The following is a 22860-nucleotide window of genomic DNA, read 5'->3' as shown; positions in this document are numbered from 1 at the left end:
AAACATTGCTTAGTAATAAAGCAGCCATATATTGTCAGCCAATTGCCTGGCGTAAATGGCAAATTATAATTAAAGTTGCTTTGTGAAGCGTATTCTTATTGAGCTACAGTATCTACCTCCAGTTTCTTATTTCTCTCTCATTCAAAACTTTACAGAAGTACATGTAGAAAAATTTGAACATTATGAGAAACAAACCTATCGCAATCGTTGTTATATTAACACTGCTCAAGGTAAGGAAATTTTAATAGTGCCGTTAACGTCGAAGCACGGCAAAACAATCGTAAAAGATGTTAAAATAGATCACTCTCAGAAGTGGCTGAATAATCATTGGAGAACAATTCAATCGGCTTACGGAAATGCACCTTTTTTTGAATACTACGCTTCTGATTTAAGTCAAATACTTTTTAAAAAGCACGTCTTTCTTTATGACTTAAATATGGACTTACTGACAATGTGTCTTAAATGGATGCGTTGTAATATTGACATAATGGAAACGTCATTTTATGAAAAATCGCCCTCTTTAGAAATTAAAGACTACCGATCCGTGCTAAATCCCAAAAAAGAAGGTGATTGTAATAGATTTTTTAAAAGCGTACAATATCGGCAAGTCTTTGGCAGTATGTTTGTCCCTAACATGAGCATCATCGACCTGATTTTTTGTGAAGGTCCAGGTTCGCTGAGTATTGTACGCGCTTCCGCAATTAATTGAACAAATGGGGGATTTATTTCGTTGAAGAAGAAATATTAACTTTTATTTGCTGTAGCATTGTACGGTAGAAAAATTTTACATTTATATTTAATCTAATCATTTAGAAATTTTTACATGGAAGCCAAATTTTCCAACCGTGTTAAAGAAGTGATCTCACTCAGCAGGGAAGAAGCATTGCGCTTAGGGCATGACTATATAGGCACTGAACACCTTTTACTTGGAATGATCCGTGAAGGTGAAGGTGTAGCTGTAGGAGTGTTGAAAAAGCTCGGTGTACCCCTTGATGAACTTCGCGCAGAAATTGAAAAAATTTCAAAAGGAACAGCTACTCATGAGATTAAGAATCTTGCCAATATTCCATTGACAAAGGCTTCTGAGAAAGTGTTAAAGATAACTTACCTTGAAGCTAAGATTTTTAAAGCACAACTTATCGGTACAGAACACCTGCTGTTATCAATCCTGCGTGATGCGGACAATCTTGCAACACAAATCTTAAATAAGTTTGACGTTAACTACGAGACTGTAAAAGAAATGCTGGAATACCAAAATGAAGGACCGATGGCATCTTCGGATACTGATGATCCGGATGATGACTCATCAAAAATCTTTGGAAGCGCGAGCTCTGGCTCAGGCGCTGGTAAAGAGAAGAAAGGAACAGAAAAGTCCAGAACCCCAGTGCTCGACAACTTTGGTCGGGACCTCACTCGCTTAGCAGAAGATAATAAACTGGATCCTATCGTTGGGCGTGAAAAAGAAATTGAGCGTGTTGCACAAATACTTTCGCGCAGAAAGAAAAACAATCCAATACTTATTGGTGAACCTGGCGTTGGTAAAACTGCCATTGCAGAAGGTCTTGCTTTAAGGATCATCCAAAAGAAAGTATCAAGGGTACTTTTTGGCAAGCGCGTGGTAACACTTGACCTTGCTTCTTTAGTTGCAGGTACAAAGTACCGCGGTCAATTTGAAGAACGTATGAAGGCGGTCATGAACGAACTAGAGAAGTCACCTGACGTGATCCTGTTCATTGATGAGTTGCATACAATTGTTGGCGCTGGTGGAGCTTCAGGATCGCTGGATGCTTCCAATATGTTTAAGCCGGCCTTGGCTCGCGGAGAGATCCAATGCATTGGAGCAACAACACTTGACGAATACAGACAATACATAGAAAAGGACGGTGCTTTGGCCCGCAGATTCCAGATGGTAATGGTAGATTCTACCTCACCTGAAGAAACTGTTCAGATCCTTGAAAATATCAAAGAGAAGTATGAAGATCACCACCATGTGATCTACACTAAAGAAGCTATCGAAGCTTGCGTTAAGCTTTCAGACCGTTACATCAGCGACCGTTATCTTCCAGATAAGGCAATTGATGTATTGGATGAAGCCGGTGCGCGCGTCCACATAAACAACATTCATGTTCCTGAAGAAATCGTAAAGCTTGAAGAAGCTATAGAAGATGTTAAGAAGGAAAAGAATCGTGTTGTTAAGAGTCAGAAGTATGAAGAAGCGGCACAGCTTCGTGATCGTGAAAAGAAGCTTATCGAGCAGTTAGAAACTGCAAAAGTGAAGTGGGAAGAAAAAACACGTACTGAAAAGTATACTGTTAATGAAGACAACGTAGCCGATGTTATCGCTATGATGACAGGCATTCCTACCAAGCGTATTGCTCAAAAAGAAAGCAACAAGCTTTTAAGTATGGGTGAGGAGCTGAAAGGAAAAGTAATAGGCCAGGAAGAAGCAATTAAGAAACTGGTGAAGGCAATTCAACGTACACGCGTTGGGTTGAAAGATCCTAAAAAACCAATTGGTTCATTTATATTCTTAGGTCCTACTGGTGTTGGTAAAACTGAATTGGCAAAAGTACTCGCCACATACCTTTTTGATAAAGAGGATGCACTGGTGCGTATAGATATGAGTGAGTACATGGAAAAATTTTCTGTATCTCGTCTTGTAGGAGCGCCTCCAGGTTATGTGGGTTATGAAGAAGGTGGCCAGCTTACAGAAAAAGTAAGACGCAAACCTTATTCTGTGGTACTGTTGGATGAAATTGAAAAAGCTCACCCTGATGTATTTAATATCCTTTTGCAGGTGTTAGACGACGGTATCTTAACCGACGGATTAGGAAGAAGAGTTGATTTCAGAAATACAATTATTATCATGACATCAAACATTGGTGTTCGTGACCTTAAAGATTTCGGAACAGGTATTGGTTTCGCAAGTGCTTCTAAACGTGAAAACGAAGAAGAGGCAATGAAGTCAACCATTCAGAATGCTTTGAAGAGAGCGTTCAGCCCTGAATTCCTTAACCGTTTAGACGATGTAATTGTGTTTAACTCACTACAACGCGAGCATATTCACAAAATTATTGACATCACGCTTGGAAAACTGTTTGACAGAATCTTCCAATTAGGATACAAAATCGAGCTCACGGAGAAGGCGAAAGATTTCTTGGCAGAAAAAGGTTACGACCAGCAGTTTGGTGCAAGACCTTTGAACAGAGCGATACAGAAATATCTTGAAGATCCAGTAGCTGAAGAGATCCTGAAAGGTGAAGTAGAAGAGGGAGGAACTATCCTTGCTGACTACGAAGGTACAGGGGATGCGCTTACCATTAAGGTCAAGAAGGCGAAAGCATCTTCTAAGAAGGAAAAAGAGTAAAGGATATCTCAATAATTTTAAAAGCCCTGGCAACAGGGCTTTTTTTAAGGGTAAGGAATTTAGGGCAAATTCTTAAATTTTGATTTGATACGTCCAGGCGAAATTGAAATGCAGATATATTGAGCCTACGTCCAATGAAGTTTTTTTTATATTCCGCCAGGACAATCGTGACTTTAAGTTCGAGAGAACCGCTGAAGGACAAATTTTATTGATGTCACCAAGGATTTATAACAGGCGATCGAAACAGTAAGATTGTTAAGCAGATGCTGATGTCGAATTGTATACTGTTATTCCAACGGGGGTCTCTTCATCATGGATTCGATTCGCCTTTATCAGGCGAACCGGTTTTACCTGGCTTCCAGCTTATTCTTTCGGATTTAAGAGTATCGGGCCAGGACTATCTGGGTTTTGGTTGCGAGCAAAAACTTTCAATCCTCTATACGACTAAAGACTCATCATATCTTTAAACTTAGCGGCTTGTCTTCTGCTAACCTCTACTTTATCACCGCCGCGTAAACGAACCATTAACCCACCATTAAACCATGGTTCAATTCCTTCAACCCAACTTAGGTTTACGATATGTTTTCTGCTCGCTCTGAAAAATGCTCTCTCATCCAGCTTTTCATCCAATGCATTAAGTGACTTATGAATCATTGGTCTGTTGGTATCGAAGTAAACTTTGATGTAGTTACCATCAGACTCGAATAGCCTGACATTAGATAGACTAACAAACCAGCAGCGATCTCCGTCTTTAACAAAAACCTGGTCGTTTAATCCAAGTTTTTTCTCAGGTCCTCTAACGGCAGTAGTCTTTTGCCTTTCTTTTTCTGCAAGTTTTGCTACTGTTTCTGAAAGACGCTCAGGCTGTATAGGTTTTAACAGGTAATCAAGCGCGTTTACTTCAAAAGCTTTTAAAGCAAATTCGTCGTACGCAGTTGTAAAAACCACCAATGGCACTGAATCTAACTCTTCAAGTAACTGAAAGCCAGTTTTACCTGGCATCTGTATATCTAGAAATAGAAGGTCTGGATTTAAATCGTTAACTAATTGAACGGCCTCATCTGCATTCATCGCTTCACCAACAACTTCAATAATGGGATGTTCTTCTAAAAGTTTCATCAATTCTTTACGAGCAAGACGCTCATCATCCACGATTAATGCTCTCATATCTTCTGTTTTGAGGTATTATTATTTCCGTTAGTACAAAGTTATGGTTTTCATTTACAATCCGAAAGGAAGCTTCATCACCATAAAGAAGCTTTAATCTTTGAATAGTGTTGCGCAGTCCAACGCCGTCACTCGCTACATCTGCCCTGGTAAGCTGTCCGGTATTACGAATAGATACCTTTAGCGTTTGATTTTGAACTGAAGTTTTCAATTGAATAGTTCCCCCTGCAGTTAGTTTAGATATTCCGTGTTTAATCCCGTTTTCAACGATTGTTTGAATCATTAGAGGAGGAACATAAAAATCGTGGGAACCAGGATGAATATCAAACTCAGTTTTTAGTCGCTCTTCAAAACGAATGCTTTCAAGACCAAGATAGTCTTTTACGATTTTCAGCTCGTCATCAAATTTCATTAATCCTTTTTTATCCGAAGCCAGAGAGCTTCTTAATATATTGGAAAGCTGGTTAATTGCCTGTTTCGACTTTGCCGGGTTCTCGTCTACAAGGGCCCGAATACTATTCAAAGCATTGAAAATAAAATGTGGGTTTAGTTGAGACTTTAGGTTATTAAGTTCGATCTCAACCATTGAAGCTTCGTACTTCAACGACTTATTATACTGATCAATATAATGGATCGTAAAGTATAGCACACACCATATAAAGAATATGACGGTATAGACCGATGATAAACCCCAGATACGGGAAAGATCAAAAGCTACGTTTTTATCAAACAGGCCCAGCATCAGGCTAAGCGGAATACGTAAGAAATAAACAGATAACCCAAGTACGAATACACTTAGTATGACTCGTACAATTAGTTTATTAATACTTAATTTAAGCCACTTGCTCGGATGAAAAAATATCCTGAACAAATGTGTTACCAATAAGCATAAGAAAGATTCATAAAGGAGGAAATAAATCCGATTTGAACTGGGATTGGTTGTAGCTAGTAAACTTGCTACAATCTGTACAATAGCATAAAGTAGCCATCCACCAATTTGAAGTGTCCAATAAAGCCTCTGTCTATTCACTACAATCCATTTCGTTATAATTAATCAAGGTCTTTAAAGTTGAATTGTTACAAGTATTCTGCCTGCAGCAGATACAGAAATAGAATTCCTGTTACTACCATTAAAATCCAGGTGAGTATAACCAATTGTTTTTTTATGTGATACAGCTTGGCTTCTGATGTTAATGTGTTTACAATGAAGGTAACGCCGGCAACAGCATAAAGACTAAATTCAAGGTATTCTTTTCTGATTAATTGAATGATAGCGATGACAATAAAAATAACTCCAAAAAGATAGTGTCTAAAACGCGCGCTCATAATATTTAACTATTCAGTTCTATCTTTAAAAATTTGCCAGTATACCCTGCTGTGACTTTAGCAACTTCTTCCGGAGTACCGGTTGCAATAATCTGTCCTCCCTTTGAACCACCTTCTGGTCCCAGATCAACAATGTAGTCTGATGATTTAATAATATCCATGTTATGTTCTATTACCAAAACGGTGTTACCCTTGTCTACCAGTTTTTGGAGTACGTCAAGTAGGTGTGCAATATCCTGGAAATGTAAACCGGTTGTAGGTTCATCTAGAATATAAAATGTTTTTCCTGTGTCACGTTTTGATAACTCAGTAGCCAACTTCACACGCTGTGCCTCACCTCCCGACAACGTAGTAGCATGTTGCCCTAATGAGATATAACCTAAGCCAACTTCAGCGAGTGTTTGTATTTTACGAAGTATCTTTGGTTGATTCTCGAAAAAGGTAACAGCTTCCTCAACTGTCATGTCTAAAACATCAGAGATGGACTTCCCCTTGAATCTGACTTCCAGCGTTTCTCTGTTGTAACGCTTCCCCTTACAGGTTTCGCATGGGATGTGAATGTCAGGCAGAAATTCCATTTCGATTAACCGAAGCCCTGCGCCTTCACACGTTTCGCATCTTCCTCCCTTTACATTGAATGAGAACCTTCCTGATTTATAACCCCTGATTTTTGCCTCTGGTAACTGAGCAAACAGATCCCGGATATCAGTAAACACACCTGTATATGTAGCAGGGTTAGAACGCGGTGTTCTACCGATAGGTGACTGATCTACTTCAATCACTTTGTCTATCAGGTCAAGTCCTTCAATCTTCTTATATGTTAACGGTTCTGTTCTTGAATTATAGAAATGCTGATTAAGAATTGGAAACAGAGTTTCGTGTATCAATGTAGATTTACCACTTCCTGATACACCCGTTATACACGTAAGTGTGCCCAGAGGAATTGTTAAGTTTACATTTTTAAGATTATTCCCAGAAGCTCCTGTAAGTACAATCTTTTCTCCGCTTCCCTTTCTTCTTTCTCTTACAACGCCGATAGAAGTTTTACCGGTAAGAAATTTTGCTGTGGTGCTATTCGATTTTATAAAATCTTTAGGTTCTCCTTCAGCAATTACCTGGCCCCCATGTCTGCCAGCGCCCGGCCCAATATCAATGATATAATCTGACTCGAGCATCATGTCTTTATCATGCTCTACAACCACAACGGAGTTACCTAAGTCTCTAAGATCTTTTAGTGCCTTGATAAGCTTTACATTATCACGCGCATGAAGACCAATACTCGGCTCATCTAAAATGTATAGCACGCCAACCAATTGTGTGCCTATCTGTGTTGCAAGGCGGATACGTTGAGACTCTCCACCACTTAACGTTCTTATTGGGCGATGGAGGTGGAGGTAATCCAATCCAACATCTAAAAGAAAGCCTATCCGTTTGCGAATTTCCTTAAGAACTTCTGTTGCAATAACTCTTTGTTTTGCATCGAGCCTGTTCTCTAGTCCTTCAAACCACTTTTGTAACTCAGTTATACTGATAAGTGATAATTCAGATATATTCTTTCCATCAAGCTTAAAATGTAAAGATTCTTTTTTCAGCCTGGCACCGTTACATTCAGGACAGGTTTTGGTAACAGTAAAATCTTCAACCCATTTTCTTATTGCCTCTGAACCCTCATCCCTTTGTTTTTCCAGGAAGTGAATGATTCCCTCAAAAGTTGTATTCCATTCAGTACCCGGATATTTAACAGAAGCTACATGCACTGGCTCATCATCTCCATAAAGTAATACCTTAAGAACATCTTTAGGAATATTTTTAATTGGGGTTGAAAGTGTAAGCTTATTCCTTTTCAGAATTGCTTCTATCTTCTTGAAAATCCAGATGTCCCTGTATTCTCCCAATGGGAGTATTCCACCGCGGCTTATGCTTAAGTCTTTGTCTGGTATTACTGATTGCTCAGTAATCTCTTCTATCTGACCTAGCCCATTACAAGTAGGGCATGCGCCATACGGCGAGTTAAAAGAAAACGAATTGGGAGCAGGCTCATCATACGAAAGTCCTGTTTTTGGATCCATCAGATATTTGGAAAAGTGGTGTACCTTACCATTTTCCTCCATTACCATCATCACTCCCTTGCCTTCTTTTAACGATTTGCTGATTGACTGGCCGATCCGTGCACGATCCTTAGCATCTGCAATAATGCGATCCATTACAATCTCTATGTCGTGGATTTTATACCTGTCTACTTGCATTTTTGCTGTAATCTCCAGCACTTCACCGTCAACACGTACTTTTGTATATCCCGACTTCCTGATTTGCTGAAACAGCTCCCGGTAATGGCCTTTTCTCCCCTTTATGATCGGGGCCAGCAAAACGAGCTTTTTATTCTTAAAATTCTGTAACAGCGTGTCAAGGATTTGATCTTCAGATTGCCTGATCATTCTTTCTCCGCTTAAATAAGAATATGCTTCACCGGCCCTCGCATACAGCAGACGCATGAAATCATAGATCTCTGTAACAGTCCCTACTGTGGATCTTGGATTTCTTGACGTTGTCTTTTGTTCAATGGAAATCACCGGGCTCAATCCATTGATCTTGTCAACATCGGGTCTTTCAAGATTTCCTAAAAAGCTTCTTGCATAGGCAGAGAAACTCTCCATGTACCTACGTTGTCCTTCGGCATAGATGGTATCAAAGGCAAGTGACGACTTACCACTACCACTGATGCCGGTAATAACAACGAGCTTATTCCGGGGAAAGGATACATTTATGTTTTTAAGATTGTGCTCTCTTGCACCAATTACTTCTATACTTTCGTGACCAGTTTGGTCTATAATCTTTTTTTCTGCTGCTAGAACTTTAGGCATGGCCGGTAAATATGGGAAATACAAAGTTGAAATCCATAACGATTCAAAACAAATAGAACACCAACAGCACCTTAAGAATTCAAAAAAATATTATTATGGCTTAAGCTTCCGGCCTTAATTCTTGTACTGCTTTTAATTTTAATCTTAAAATTATAGCTGAGTTGAACTTTTTCTCAGCCGCTTCTATTACTTATGTGCATTATTCATATATGACTCGGCAAACAAAGGAAAACAATCAGTGGTTTTTAACGGGAATGGTATTGAGCATGACTTGCTGGGGCTTCAGCTGGGCTTCGGGTAAGTACCTCTCGTTGTACGGTTCACCTATTACAATTTCATTTTTCAGATTTGCCTTAACTTTTATTTCGCTATTTCTGATACTCCTCTTTTTGAAGGAGCCATTAAAGATCAGCCGAAAGGGATTTCTTTATCTATTCATCGCATCTGGTTTTATATCGCTATATACCTTTCTTTTCTTTAAAGGTTTATCTGTAGGCAAAGCCGGCGCAGGTGGTGTACTGGTAACCGTACTCAATCCTATTATTGCTTATGCCGTTATATTATTAATGGAGAGGAGGAAACCAACCCGAAACGAAGCTATTGGATTATTTATTGGACTTGTAGCCGGTGCTATATTGCTTAAGCTCGTTACAGAGGCAAGCTCAATTTTTAATGCGGGAAATATTTATTTCCTACTCGCTTCTTTATCGTGGGCATTGCTTAGCCTGTTTACCTCAAAATCATCGCGGTTCGGTGCACCACTTGCTTTTAGTTTTTGGATGTACGGAATAAGTATGGTGTCGCTTTTTTTGTTTACGGGCATAGATGCTACCCTCACTACAGTAAGCAAAGCAGATTTTACCTTTTGGGGTAACCTTTTCTTTAGTGCAACAATTACCACGTCAATGGCAACTACCTTTTACTTCATCGCTACATCAAAAATAGGCGCAGGGAAGGCGAGTAGTTTTATTTTTATGGTACCTTTTTCAGCTGCCCTTGGCTCTTGGATATTTTTAAATGAAGTTCCGGAAGTACATACAATTGCAGGTGGTTTACTTGGCATTGTTGCTGTTTATATCATAAACAAAAAGAATTGAGGAATCAGGATCAATCAACTTCATCGACCTGAACTTGTTTCTCATACAGTTCGGTATATATTCCTTCTTTAGAGAGAAGTTCTTCATGAGTTCCTTCTTCAACTATGTGGCCATCTACCAATACAATAATCTTGTTGGCAAGTTTGGCTGAAGAAACACGATGTGAGATAACGATGGACGTTCTTCCCTTCATTATTCGTTTCATGCTGTTGAGGATGTTGTTTTCAGTTTTTGTATCAACAGCAGAAAGGGCATCATCAAGCATTAATATTTTAGGATCTCTTACAATGGCGCGTGCAATAGAAACACGTTGTTTTTGCCCTCCAGAAAGTGTTATACCTCGTTCACCTAATCGTGTATCAAAGCCATGCGGAAACGCTACAATGTTGTTATAAACATCTGCATCTTTTGCAGCCTGGTATACTTTTTCTTTCTGAAAGTCGGCTAAGCCAAAACCAATGTTATTATAGATTGTATCACTAAAAAGAAATACATCCTGAGGGACGTATCCTATCTGGCTTCTCAATTTTGTGAGGTTGTAAGACTTAATAGGCGTTCCATCAATAAGTATTTCTCCTTCGCTCACATCAAATAACCTGGAGATAAGATTTGATATGGTACTTTTTCCTGAGCCTGTTGCTCCGATAATAGCCAGCGACTCTCCGGGGTTAACAGTAAATGAAATGTTTTTTAAGGCTTTGATTCCCGTATCAGGATATACAAAAGTCACATTTCTAAACTCTATCTTCCCTTCAATCTCACGGCTAATATTTTGCTCTGAAATAATATCATTGCCGGTTTTTAGAAATTCATTAATTCTTTTTTGTGAAGCCTCTGCACGTTTTACAAGACTGGTCGTATATCCCAAAGATGTTACAGGCCAGGTAAGCAGGTTTACATAAATTACAAACTCAGCAATATTACCGAAAGTAAGATTTCCATTAATCACCTGCGTGCTGCCGGCATAGATAGCTAGTATGGTACTAAGACCGATAAGACCGAGCATGAGAGGATGGAAAAGTGACTGAACCTTGGTAAGCTTCATTGACTGTTTTTTGTATCGCTCAGTCTCACTTGTGAAGTTGTTGATCGACTCCTGCTCTCGGTTAAATGACTTTATTACTCTTATGCCACTAAATGCCTCCTGCACAAAGGTTGAAAGCTTCGATTGGCTTTTCTGAATTTCTTCAGAGCGCCTTTCTATCTGATTATTAACAATAAAAATGCTAAGGGAAAGAAAAGGTAACGGACTCAATGCATACCATGTAAGCTCAGTGCTTATAGCAAACATAATAGGTATAAGCATAATAAATAAGGTGATGAGCTGGAGGCCATACATAATGGCTGGACCCAGATACATCCGTACGCGGCTTACATCTTCAGAAATTCTATTCATCAAGTCTCCCGTATTGTTTTTCCTATAGAAGCTAAGCGGTAGTGCCTGGTAATGCTCAAAAATTTCATTCTTCAAATCGTACTCAATGTGGCGAGACATTACTATCAAAGTTTGCCGCACGAAATACAGGAAGATGCCACGAAGTAAAGCCATCACCAGGATTAACAACGCGTAGATGAGAATACCGAAAGCAAACACATTAAAGAATTCATCCTGAAGGTGAAGTCCGCTAAGCGACTGATGAATTCGAATGTTGTCAGCTACAAGATCAATGGCGTAACGTACCAATTGGGCTGGTACAATCTGGAAAACATTTGAGATAATAATAAAGACAGTACCAAGTATAATAAGCCATTTGTACTTTAACAGGTATTTATTGAGGTAGCCGAGTTCTTTCATCTTTTCTAATACTATAACTGGGATTTAAAAGTTTTATCCCTCTGGGTAATAATACGGTCAATTTAATTTGTGGTGGCCTGTTTTTAGACAGGGCGTTTTTCAAAAGTTATAAGGGTATAACAACCGTTTGCATTAACAAAATTTTGCCCGATTCTACGTTCACGAAATATCCTTCCAAACGCTAATGCAAACGTTTGAAAGGTATTAAATTTGTTTTATTCCAATGCTGATTATGCAGTAGCACAATCAAGATCAGGATTTAAAACTACAACAATCAAACGTAAATCAAATTCGTATGGAAGTGAAAGAACTTGAAAAAGTACAAGCCGCCGGTATATTTGGAACGCTCAGCCAATTAGGTCACGAGCAGGTGGTATTTTGCCATGATGAATCAACCGGACTTAAAGCGATTATTGCTATTCATAACACAGTATTAGGTCCTGCTCTTGGTGGCACTCGCATGTGGAACTATACCTCAGAGCAAGAAGCGCTTACAGACGTACTTCGCTTGTCTAGAGGCATGACTTACAAAGCAGCAATCAGTGGATTAAATCTTGGTGGAGGTAAAGCTGTTATTATAGGTGATGCTAAAAAGTTAAAATCTGAAGCTTTTCTACGAAGGTTTGGAAAGTTTGTGAATAGCCTTAACGGCAAATACATTACAGCAGAAGATGTAAACATGAAAACGTCTGATATGGAGTACATTCATATGGAAACAAAGCATGTTACAGGTCTGCCTGAGTCTATGGGTGGCGGTGGCGACCCATCACCAGTTACTGCTTTTGGCGTTTATATGGGTATGAAGGCCACTACCAAAAAGGTTTTCGGTAACGACAGCCTTGCTGGAAAACGCGTTGCCGTACAGGGCGTAGGCCAGGTTGGCATGCACCTGGTTGAACATCTTGTTAAAGAAAATGCGCAGGTTTTTATTACTGATCTTTTTGAAGACAAAGTTGCTGCAATTGCAAAGCAATATGGTGTGACAGCAGTTGGGCAGGATGAAATTTATGACCTTGATGTTGATATCTATGCACCTTGTGCCCTTGGCGCAACCATTAACGACAACACAATTTCAAGATTAAAATGTAGTGTTATCGCTGGCGCGGCAAACAATCAGCTAAAAGATGAAGTGAAACACGGGTATATGCTTATTGATAGAAGCATCACCTATGCGCCTGATTTCCTGATTAATGCCGGCGGCTTGATTAATGTGTATAACGAATATCAGGGCCACTACAACAGGAAAAGGGTTTTTGAGCAGGCTGAGAAAATTTACGATACATGCTTAAATATTCTTTCTTTATCAGAAAATGAAGGAATAACCAGCCAGGAGGCTGCCATCCGCCTTTGCGAGCAGCGTATTGCTCAAATTGGTAAGGTTAGAATGTCAAGATGATGAGTCGCCAAGTCATCAATAAGCATTATCTGGAATAATTTTTTATCAGATAAGAACATAAAAGTTTTAAATCTTAAATGATTAAATAACGTCCTGTTAGGTGAAACTTAACAGGATGTTTATTTTTGCGCTGGTTAAATTATTTATCAATCATACCTTTAGTTCTTTAAAATGCTGAATAGAAGAAGTCTTCGGATCAAAGTAATGCAAAGTCTATTTGCCCTCCATCAATGTAAAGAAGCAAGCTTTGAATTGTGTCTTGAAAAAATTGGAGAAGCCTTTCTTCCAGACCTCAATTCAATGGAAGTACAGAACAAAGAACTTCTCAACCTGCAAAAGAAAACAGCTACTGCTTTATTTAAAAAAGCCTTTGAAGAAGGAAAATCGAAGGCTGATCATGAAGATGATAAAATAAAAAAAGCAGTAAACAGTGCCTTTGTTTTCTACAATGCACAGGTAAAAAAGGATACCGACTTTCTCAGAAAAAACGTAGTTGTTGAGGTTGAAAAAATCTACGAATTCTACATAGCAGCCTTAAGTCTTGCAACAGCATTTGCTGAACTTGCAGAAGCTGACAAAAAGGTAAGCCACAAAAATTTTGTTAACAACACCTGGATAAAAGCACTTCGCAACAGCGAACCTTTGAAAAAAGATGCGCTCCGCCTGGGCAGACACTGGCAAAATAATGTAGACCAGGTTCGCCAATGGTTTCGCGATGTTGTGCGCCAGGATAATGAATACCTTAACTACCTGGATAGAAAGAGCCCTACAGAAGATGATCAACGTAAGTTTGCCAGCCATCTTTTCAAGAAAATCATACTAGGCAACTCAGTAATCAACGACTTTTTTGAAGAAGAAGTGCTAAGATGGGCAGAGGACAAAGAGATTGTAAGAGCATTGGTTGAAAAAACAGTTAAATCTTTTGATCCGGAAAAGGATAAAACAATAACTTTAAATACGCTTTCGCTCAATTGGGATGAGGATAAGGAGTTTATTGAAACACTTTACGACAAGGCGACCAATCTTTCAGATAAACACCAGGAATTAATCGCAAATAACACCAGAAACTGGGAAGTTGAACGCCTGCCGCTTACCGACAGGGTTATTATCGAAATGTCTATTGCCGAACTACTAAGCTTTCCAAATATTCCTATAAAAGTAACTATAAACGAGTATATCGAGCTTGCAAAAACATACAGCACACCTAAAAGCAGGCAGTTTATTAACGGTATTCTAGACGTTATTGCCAAGGAGCTGCAGGAATCGGGCGAAATTAAAAAGAGCGGAAGAGGCCTTATAGATAATAAGTAAGGCTTTGGCCTGTTTTGATTTGTTAAAGAATGTTAAAATTTTGAATTTGCGAGTCAAAGCAAATTAATTTTGAAAGCTTATGAGCAAAAAAGGTAGTAATACACTCTTGGCATTCCTTGTAGGAGCAACCACGGGTGCAATTCTAGGTGTTTTATATGCTCCTGATAAAGGATCTAATACCCGTGAAAAGTTATCGTTTCAGCTTGATAGATATCGCAAAATGCTTCAAGAGCTGATTAACGACTTCGTTACTGGCAAAGAAACACCATTAACTTCTGAAGCTAAGTCACAAGGACAACGTGTAGTAGAAGAAGCTAAAAACAAAGCAGAAAGGCTTTTAATGGATGTAGATGAACTTTTAGAGCAAATCCGCGGTACTAAAAAAGACTAAGGTTATACTCGCAGATCGTTCTTAAAGGAAGTCTTTTAGATAGCGTTAATAATAGATCGTAAATAGAATGAAAACAATTTGGATTAAAGTTCTGATGATCGTTGCTCTTGCAACTGTTTTTACTGCATGCAAAGATCGTGAAGCTGAGAAAAGAATAGCTGAACTCGAAAGCAGATTGGCAGATCTTGAAGGCAAGAAAACTGCTACTTCAACTTCAACGCCAACTCCGGCTACAGCACCTGCGGAAGAAAAACCAGAAGGACCACTGCCTGCTTTTCAGTTTGAAAAGACTGAACACGACTTCGGTACCATTAACGAAGGACAGGTAGTCGAGTATACTTACAAGTTTAAAAACACAGGTGAAGCACCTTTAATTATACAGGGAGCTCAAGGCTCTTGCGGATGTACAGTGCCCGAATGGAGCAAAGATCCTATTCCTGTGGGAGGTACCGGCTACGTAAAAGCTAAATTTGATAGCAACGGAAAACCGAACATTCAAAACAAAACCGTTACTGTAACTGCAAATACATGGCCGAAGCAAACTGTGTTGCGCTTTAAAGCTATGGTAACACCTAAATCTGGTGGTTCAGATGCAGGTCCGGTAAGATAAGCAATACTGCTAAAAGTAAAATGAAGCCCAGGTTTGTAGAAAGCCTGGGCTTTTTATTTGTATAAAGTGACTTCTCACTTTCTGGTGTTTTTGAAAATCTAATTATATTCTAATGAATTGAGTTCCCTTACACATCGCCCTCATTTATGCTCCATATACCCGGGAAAGCCTCAAGGGTACTATTTGGTTAACACAGGCAATTTGTTATTTCATCGGCCTCATGTAATAATATTGATTTAGGCCTTTAGCAGGCGATAAGTCAACGACTGGCTCGCAAATTCATTCTGCCAGCACCATGCCAGCACCATGCGTGCGCCATGTCTGCGAGAAAATACCCCCATTTCTCGCAGACACACTGTACGCACGGTGCTCACAGGGTGCTGGCATCGTACTTTTCGAAGCTTATTTAACCGTATTCGACAGACTGACCCTGGTTATTATTGGATAAAAAGATTAAACAAATTTCTTTTGGCCGCGTATGGATTGCGGTGTGGCGGACTACTTTTGTTCAAAAAAAGTATAAGCCTTATCGGTATAACTCTAGGACGTTTATTAATCAAAGAAGTAGTATGCGGATTGTTAACTGTAGCAGGTGCCGGCCGGGATCATTGTTTGGTAAGATGCTGCACCTGTTCTAAAGCATGTAATTCTGTCTGCTTTTAAGGGTCGGGTAATGCTTGATTCCTCATATTTTAACGGAGCCCTTACGTAAATAGAAGTAAATGCTATAACTTTGGCCACTTAATTAATCAGCTATGTTAAACATATTACTACAAGCGCAGCAACAAGGAAGCGCATGGTTTCAGTTGGTATTTTTCGGAGCCATCATACTTATCTTCTATTTCTTTATGATCCGTCCGCAGCAAAAGAAGGCAAAGGATGCTAAAAAGTTTGTTGAGGAGATAAAGAAAGGCGACTATGTTGTAACAATAGGTGGTGCCCACGGCCATGTTGCCGAACTTGAAGGCGATACATTTATTCTTGAGGTTGAAAAAGGCGGAAGAATCAGATTCAATAAATCAGCCATTTCTTTAGAAGCTACCAAGGTTGCAAATAAGAAATAATTATAGGAGCAGAAATAGAATGTAATTTCTGCTCATTTTCACGTTTAACTTAGGTAAAGACAAAGAAGTGTCTGATAACCTAATCAAATTTTAATATGAAAGTAGGCAATCCATTATTCAATGTCCTGCGTTTCAATCATAAAAATTGGAAGGCCGTAGTATTGTGCTTTTTAGCAGCTACGGTCTTTTGGTTTTTTAACGCGTTGAATAAAACCTACACTACAAACATTAACTTCCCATTAACTTTTGATTACGATCAAAATAATTTTGTTCCTGTAAAATCACTGCCTCGTGAAGTAAGAATTAATGTTACAGGAAACGGCTGGGATCTCTTCAGGAGAGGTTCAGGTGTTAAAATTCCTGCATTGGAAATTCCCCTTGAACGCCCCATGGAAACAAGAAAGATTGTTGGCAGTACATTGCCTGCATTCTTCTCAAACCAAATGGAAGGCTTGCAGATAAACTATGTACTCACAGATACTTTATACTTAAATCTCGAACCCAAGATCGGGCGTTGGGTAAGCCTTGGCATTGATACTTCCAAGCTTAGCGTAAAGAATGGATTTATGCTTGCAAGCCGTGTGTCCATTATGCCAGACTCCATCTATCTTGAAGGCCCAAAGCCTTTAGTCAATGAGATGAAGGAACCAATAGTTATAAATGTGCCTTTCGAAAACATTGACGAGAATTTTATGGAAGATGTAGAAGTTCAGGTTCCGTCTTCTGACATCATCAAGCGTAATCCGCCTACTGTAGCGGTAATGTTTAATGTTGAAAAGACCGTTACAATACAAGATTCTATAAGACTCGTTATCGAAAACCTTCCTTCAACTGTTTGGCCAGTGTTGGGCAGAAAAGAAATTCCTATAACAGTTGCAATTCCTCAAAGCATGCAGAATCTTCTGATATTAGATTCAGCAAAGGCAATCCTCGACCTTAAAACAGTAGCACGAGGCGATAGAAAGATACTTCCACGTATAGAAGGCCTACCTGCATTTACGAAGGTTATTCATCTCGATTCCGTACGCGTTAAATTCTAGTTGTGGCTAAACCTTTTCAAATTGGGATAACAGGTGGTATAGGCTCTGGTAAAAGTACCGTGTGTAAAATATTTCAGCACCTTGGTGTGCCTGTTTATGATGCCGACAGCCATGCGAAAAAATTAATGACCACCGATGGAATACTCATATCACAGATCAAAAAAGAATTCGGTGATTTGTCTTATAATAGTGATGGAACGCTTAATCGGATCTACCTGGGTAATAACGTTTTTCACAATGAAGAGAAACTCGCTTTATTAAATAGTCTTGTGCATCCGCGTGTAGCTATTGATTATTCTCATTGGGTAAATGAAAATAAGCAACACACGTATGTAATAAAAGAAGCTGCTTTACTTTTTGAGGCAAATTCACATAAAGGACTAGATAGAGTAATTGTTGTTACAGCACCGGAAGCATTACGATTTAAACGAGTACTGGCGCGAGATCTTCACCGAACTGTCGAACAGTTGAAAGCAATTGTCGAAAAGCAAATGCCGGAAGATGAAAAGCGGGAACGTGCCGATCACATAATCGTTAATGATGAGAGCATGCTGGTGATTCCACAGGTACTGGAACTTCATGCACTGTTTAGTTCTCTTTGACGATGATCTTTTGAACCAGTGTACTACTGGTGATGTTACAATAAGCTATAGGTAATTTTTAATATGCATTTTTTTAAAATTCGTTCTTTACTGTTCCTTATCCTTTCAACTGCTGTATTCCTCTTTTCGTGTAAATCCGAAAAGAAAGATAAACCTGTGGCTGGTGGTCCACGCAAACAAGGGCCTTTAACTGTCGATGGTTTTGTTGTGAAACAATCGTCGGTAAGTGAAAATGTGCAGGTGCCCGGCTCATTGCTGCCATTTGAAGAAACACAGATCAGGGCTGAAGTAGGCGGCAGAATTGTAAGGTTAAATATCAATGAAGGTTCTCACGTGGCAAAAGGCACTTTGCTCGTAAAACTTTTCGATGAAGACCTCCAAGCCTTATTGAAAAAACTTCAGGTTCAGTTAAAGATTGCTGAGAAAACAGAAGAGAGAAATCGTGAGCTGTTAAAGATCAATGGTATCAGTCAGCAGGAGTACGACTTAAGTCAGCTTGGTGTAGAAAACTTAAAGGCAGATATCGAATCAACAAACATAGCTATCTCAAAAACTGAAATACGTGCACCTTATTCGGGCGTCATAGGACTCAGAAATGTGAGTTTGGGCTCTTATGTATCTCCTCAAGATATTATTGCCGTAATCCGCCAAGTAGATCAGCTGAAACTTGAATTTGCTGTGCCAGAAAAGTATGCACGGGATATGAACCGCGGCTACATTGTAAGGTTCCGTGTAGATGGTGGCGAACGTGATCATCAAGGTGTAGTAATAGCAACCGAAAGTAGTGTTAACCAGACTACCCGCACGCTTCTTGTACGCGCACAGGTAAAAGGAAATAACAAAGAGTTGGTGCCAGGTATTTTTGCAAAGATAAATCTGCAATTAGGTAAAAATGACCAGGCGCTGCTTGTGCCATCTCAGGCTGTTATTCCAACAGCAAGAAATAAACAAGTGGCGCTGTTTAAGAAAGATAGCGTAACATTTGCTGTAGTTGAAACTGGTATTCGCGATTCAGCCTTTGTGCAGGTGTTGAGTGGCCTTAAGGCAGGTGATACCATTATTACAACTGGTCTTATGGCTATAAGGCCAAACGCTAAAGTGAAAATTAAGAAAGTGAATTCTCTGTAGGGTTAGAAAAGGAGTAGTTTATGAACATATCCGAATTAAGTTTAAAACGACCGGTACTGGCGTTTGTGATGAATATTATCCTGGTGCTTTTTGGTATCATTGGGTTTAATTTTCTGGGCATTCGCGATTACCCTGCTATTGATCCTCCAAATGTTAACGTGCGCACTTCCTATTCAGGGGCTAATGCTGACATTATCGAATCTCAGATAACAGAACCACTTGAAAAATCAATCAACGGTATAGCTGGTATCAAGAACATCACATCTTCATCGAGCGTAGGAAGCAGTAACATTAATATCGAATTTGAACTTGGTGTTGATCTTGAGGCCGCAGCAAACGATGTTAGAGATAAAGTTTCTCAGGCTATAAGATCCTTGCCTGATGATCTTCCAAACCCGCCTGTGGTGTCAAAGGCCGATGCTAACTCTGATGCTATTATTACAATGACTGTTCAGAGTAATACAAAGAATCAGCTTGAATTAACAGAGTATGCAACAAACGTACTTGTGGAAAGACTTCAGACTATTCCGGGTGTAAGTAGTATACAAATTTGGGGCGAGAAGCGATTTGCAATGCGTATATGGCTTGATCCCGCGAAATTAAGTGCTTATAATCTTACACCACTCGATGTACAGAATGCTTTAAACAGGGAGAACGTTGAGCTGCCCTCAGGTAAAATAGCGGGGCAGGCCACAGAGTTAACAGTAAGAACTTTCGGTAAACTATATACAGAAGATGATTTTGAAAATGTAGTTATTCTTTCATCTCCTACTGGTGATATTAGGCTTAAAGATATTGGTGAGGCAGTATTAGGCCCTGAGAACGAAGAGTCAATTCTTCGAGAAAGTAATATTCCCATGGTTGGCCTAGCAATTGTGCCATTGCCTGGCTCTAATTATGTTGAGATATCGGATGCTTTCTACCAAAGGTTAGATCAGATCAAGAAAGATGTTCCAGAAGATATTAAGCTCAACATCGCGATGGATCAAACGGTGTTTATCAAACGATCTATTACAGAGGTTGAAGAAACGCTGCTCATTTCTTTCTTGCTTGTGGTGTTGATCATCTACTTGTTCTTCCGTGATATTATAATAGCAATTAGACCACTTATAGACATACCAGTATCATTAATTGCAACCTTCTTTATCATGTATCTGTGTGGGTTCTCTATCAATGTGCTTACCATGCTGGGTATAGTACTCGCTACAGGTCTGGTGGTTGATGATGGAATTGTTGTTACTGAGAATATTTACAAGAAACTTGAGCAGGGTATGAATAAATACCGCGCGGCGCAGGAGGGATCGAAAGAAATATTCTTTGCGGTTATTTCTACTTCCATTACACTGGCTGTTGTATTCCTTCCCATACTATTCTTGGAAGGTTTCGTAGGAAGGTTGTTCAGAGAATTTGGTATAGTAGTAGCAGGTGCCGTACTTATATCCTGTTTTGTATCATTAACACTAACACCTGTACTAAGTGTAAAACTCACAAGAAGTCATCATAACCACTCCTGGTTCTACACCAAAACAGAACCTTTCTTCCAGGCAATGGAAAATGGATACAGAAGGATTCTCGGATCTTTCATGAATGTGCGCTGGGTGTCATTTGTAATCATAGCATTGTGTTTGGGAGCAGCTTATTTGATAGGTCGCAGTATTCAATCAGAGCTTGCTCCGCTTGAAGATAGAAATCAGTTCCGTTTACAATTATCGGCACCAGAAGGTACTGCCTACGATTACATGGATGGCTTTGTATCAAAGATGGTACAGTTTGTTCAGGATTCAATACCAGAATATCAGACCGCACTCTCTGTTACCGCGCCAGGTTTTAGCGGTGGATCAGTAAACAGTGGATTCGTTCGCGTAACACTTGTAGACCCTGATCAAAGAGATCGGTCACAACAGGAGATTGTTGATGCTGTTAGTAAAAACCTTGGCAGATTTCCGGAAGGAAGGGCTTTCCCGATACAGGAGCAGACAATTTCGGTTAATAGAAGGGGAGGGCTTCCTGTACAGTTCGTGATACAGAATAACAACTTTGATAAGTTGCAAGAGGCGCTACCTAAATTTCTGGAAGCAGCAAACGCACATCCATCTTTACAAGGCGTTGACAGTGACCTGAAGTTTAATAAGCCAGAACTTAGAGTTGAGATAAACCGGTTAAAAGCTTCTCAGCTTGGCGTAAGTGTTCAGGATATTGCTCAGACGTTACAATTAGCCTATAGTAATCTTCGCTTTGGTTATTTTACAAGAGAAGGCAAGCAATATCAGGTGATGGGCCAGGTTACAAGAATAAATCGTGATGATCCGGATGACTTAAAGCTATTGTATGTAAGAACACGCTCTGGTCAGCTGGTATCTATTGATAACCTTGTATCGGTAGTTGAATCAACAACGCCTCCAAGCTTGTATCACTTCAACAGGTATAAGTCCGCAACAATATCTGCAGGTCTTGCTCCGGGAAAGACGTTGGGAGATGGTATTGCAGCAATGGAAGAAATAGCATCAAAAGTACTTGATGAAACATTTACTACATCTTTATCGGGTAACTCACGCGACTATGCAGAAAGCTCAAGTAACACATCATTTGCTTTCTTGCTCGCATTGCTGTTGATCTACCTGATTCTCGCAGCGCAGTTCGAAAGCTTTATAGATCCTTTAACCATCATGTTTACCGTGCCACTTGCTATCTGCGGTGCCTTTATATCACTTTGGCTATTCGGGCAGACCGTAAACATCTTCTCCCAAATTGGTATGATCATGCTCATTGGGTTGGTAACTAAAAATGGTATCCTTATCGTAGAGTTTGCCAACCAGAAGCGGGAAGAAGGTCTCTCTAAATTCGAAGCAGTACTGGAAGCATCACGCTTGCGTTTACGTCCTATATTAATGACAAGTTTGGCAATGGCGTTAGGTTCTCTGCCTCTTGCATTATCGTTAGGGGCTGCATCAACAAGCCGCCAACCACTAGGAATTGTAATTGTGGGTGGTATTATGTTCTCATTGGTGCTCACACTATTTGTGATTCCTGCCATGTACACTTATTTATCAAGAAAAAGAAAACACATAGAATCAGAAGAGGAACACGAACCTCAAACGCATAAGGAATTAGTATATGAAACTTAAAATTTTCGCGCTAGCAGTTCTCTTTTTAATTTTTAAACAATCTTATGCTCAGGAAGAAATTTCTCTCGACCATGTTATAGGCCTTGCATTAGAGAAAAATTACGATGTAAGGCTGGCAAGGAATACTTCGACTTCAGCTACGGTTGAAAATAACTATGTAGTCGGCGCTTTTTTGCCTCAGATTAATGCTACAGGTTCTACTGTTTGGAACGATAACGAGCAGGAATTGCGATTCGAAGATGCTACCAGAAATAACAGCGGTAGGGCGAAAAGCAATAACACCTCAGCCTCTGTTCAACTAACATGGACACTGTTTGACGGAACAAGGATGTTTGCTACCAGAGAGCGTGTGGCACAGTTGGCTGAACAAGGGCAACTTCTTGTCAAAGATCAGATGGTTAATACCATTGCTACGGTTATTGGTAATTATTACGATATCGTGCGGCAGAAACAACAGCTAAAAGCCGTTCAGGAGCAGATGTCAGTAAGTGAAGAAAGGGTGAAGCTCGCGGAGAGAAAGCTGGAAGTAGGAACGGGCGTGAAACCGGAACTATTACAAGCACGCGTTGACTTAAATGCA

General features: G+C 39.6%; 18 protein-coding genes. 13 read left to right on the top strand and 5 right to left on the bottom strand.

Features of this window, described 5'->3' with window-relative positions:
- The first annotated feature begins 82 nt into the window (after nt 1–82).
- A complete protein-coding gene (locus KK060_RS25175; protein ID WP_254153543.1) occupies nt 83–709 on the top strand; it encodes a WbqC family protein in 627 nt (208 codons plus the stop codon).
- Nucleotides 710–823: 114 nt separating this feature from the next.
- Nucleotides 824–3367, top strand: a complete 2544-nt coding sequence (locus KK060_RS09800; protein WP_254153542.1) for an ATP-dependent Clp protease ATP-binding subunit — start codon at nt 824–826, stop codon at nt 3365–3367.
- Between the two features lie 444 nt (nt 3368–3811).
- On the opposite strand, the gene KK060_RS09795 is transcribed toward KK060_RS09800, so the two are convergent.
- Genes KK060_RS09795 through uvrA form a run of 4 tightly spaced genes read right to left on the bottom strand, consistent with a single transcriptional unit; the run spans nt 3812 to nt 8721 of the window.
- Nucleotides 3812–4534 carry a LytR/AlgR family response regulator transcription factor gene (locus KK060_RS09795; RefSeq protein WP_254153541.1) on the bottom strand — a complete coding sequence of 241 codons (723 nt, stop codon included), beginning with the start codon at nt 4532–4534 and terminating at the stop codon, nt 3812–3814.
- A complete protein-coding gene (locus KK060_RS09790; RefSeq protein WP_254153540.1) occupies nt 4512–5564 on the bottom strand; it encodes a sensor histidine kinase in 1053 nt (350 codons plus the stop codon). The genes KK060_RS09795 and KK060_RS09790 overlap by 23 nt, the downstream gene beginning before the upstream one ends.
- 47 nt (nt 5565–5611) lie before the next feature.
- A complete protein-coding gene (locus KK060_RS09785; RefSeq protein WP_254153539.1) occupies nt 5612–5860 on the bottom strand; it encodes a hypothetical protein in 249 nt (82 codons plus the stop codon).
- A gap of 5 nt (nt 5861–5865) precedes the next feature.
- Nucleotides 5866–8721, bottom strand: coding sequence for an excinuclease ABC subunit UvrA (gene uvrA, locus KK060_RS09780; RefSeq protein WP_254153538.1), 2856 nt, complete (start codon nt 8719–8721; stop codon nt 5866–5868).
- A gap of 209 nt (nt 8722–8930) precedes the next feature.
- Here uvrA and KK060_RS09775 point away from each other — a divergent pair, with 209 nt between their 5' ends.
- Nucleotides 8931–9818, top strand: a complete 888-nt coding sequence (locus KK060_RS09775) for a DMT family transporter (protein ID WP_254153537.1) — start codon at nt 8931–8933, stop codon at nt 9816–9818.
- A 10-nt stretch (nt 9819–9828) separates the two neighbouring features.
- On the opposite strand, the gene KK060_RS09770 is transcribed toward KK060_RS09775, so the two are convergent.
- Nucleotides 9829–11613, bottom strand: a complete 1785-nt coding sequence (locus KK060_RS09770) for an ABC transporter ATP-binding protein (protein ID WP_254153536.1) — start codon at nt 11611–11613, stop codon at nt 9829–9831.
- A gap of 295 nt (nt 11614–11908) precedes the next feature.
- On the opposite strand from KK060_RS09770, the gene KK060_RS09765 reads away from it, so the two are divergent.
- From KK060_RS09765 to KK060_RS09720, 10 genes are all read left to right on the top strand, one after another.
- Nucleotides 11909–13009, top strand: coding sequence for a Glu/Leu/Phe/Val dehydrogenase dimerization domain-containing protein (locus tag KK060_RS09765; RefSeq protein WP_254153535.1), 1101 nt, complete (start codon nt 11909–11911; stop codon nt 13007–13009).
- Nucleotides 13010–13180: 171 nt separating this feature from the next.
- Nucleotides 13181–14320: a transcription antitermination factor NusB gene (gene nusB, locus KK060_RS09760; protein ID WP_254153534.1), complete on the top strand. Its 1140-nt coding sequence runs from the start codon at nt 13181–13183 to the stop codon at nt 14318–14320.
- 79 nt (nt 14321–14399) lie between these two features.
- The gene (locus tag KK060_RS09755) at nt 14400–14711 is read left to right on the top strand and encodes a YtxH domain-containing protein (protein ID WP_254153533.1); all 312 of its coding nucleotides are present in this window, start codon (nt 14400–14402) and stop codon (nt 14709–14711) included.
- Nucleotides 14712–14778: 67 nt separating this feature from the next.
- Nucleotides 14779–15321 (top strand): DUF1573 domain-containing protein, encoded by a 543-nt coding sequence (locus KK060_RS09750; protein ID WP_254153532.1) that lies wholly within the window; start codon nt 14779–14781, stop codon nt 15319–15321.
- A 755-nt stretch (nt 15322–16076) separates the two neighbouring features.
- Nucleotides 16077–16385, top strand: coding sequence for a preprotein translocase subunit YajC (gene yajC / locus KK060_RS09745; RefSeq protein WP_254153531.1), 309 nt, complete (start codon nt 16077–16079; stop codon nt 16383–16385).
- Between the two features lie 95 nt (nt 16386–16480).
- Entirely contained in the window at nt 16481–17425 is a 945-nt protein-coding gene (locus KK060_RS09740; RefSeq protein ID WP_254153530.1) for a YbbR-like domain-containing protein, read from the top strand.
- 2 nt (nt 17426–17427) lie between these two features.
- Nucleotides 17428–18027: a dephospho-CoA kinase gene (gene coaE, locus KK060_RS09735; RefSeq protein ID WP_254153529.1), complete on the top strand. Its 600-nt coding sequence runs from the start codon at nt 17428–17430 to the stop codon at nt 18025–18027.
- 63 nt (nt 18028–18090) lie between these two features.
- Nucleotides 18091–19155: an efflux RND transporter periplasmic adaptor subunit gene (locus KK060_RS09730; RefSeq protein WP_254153528.1), complete on the top strand. Its 1065-nt coding sequence runs from the start codon at nt 18091–18093 to the stop codon at nt 19153–19155.
- A 20-nt stretch (nt 19156–19175) separates the two neighbouring features.
- Nucleotides 19176–22280 (top strand): efflux RND transporter permease subunit, encoded by a 3105-nt coding sequence (locus KK060_RS09725; RefSeq protein ID WP_254153527.1) that lies wholly within the window; start codon nt 19176–19178, stop codon nt 22278–22280.
- The coding region (locus KK060_RS09720; protein WP_254153526.1) for a TolC family protein at nt 22270–22860 on the top strand (591 nt) is incomplete at its 3' end. The genes KK060_RS09725 and KK060_RS09720, both read left to right, overlap by 11 nt.

This window comes from Chryseosolibacter indicum, from assembly GCF_018598585.1.
GTDB lineage: Bacteria > Bacteroidota > Bacteroidia > Cytophagales > Cyclobacteriaceae > Chryseosolibacter > Chryseosolibacter indicus.
Note: the sequence above shows the minus strand (reverse complement) of the source record. Positions and strands in the feature narration are given on the sequence as shown.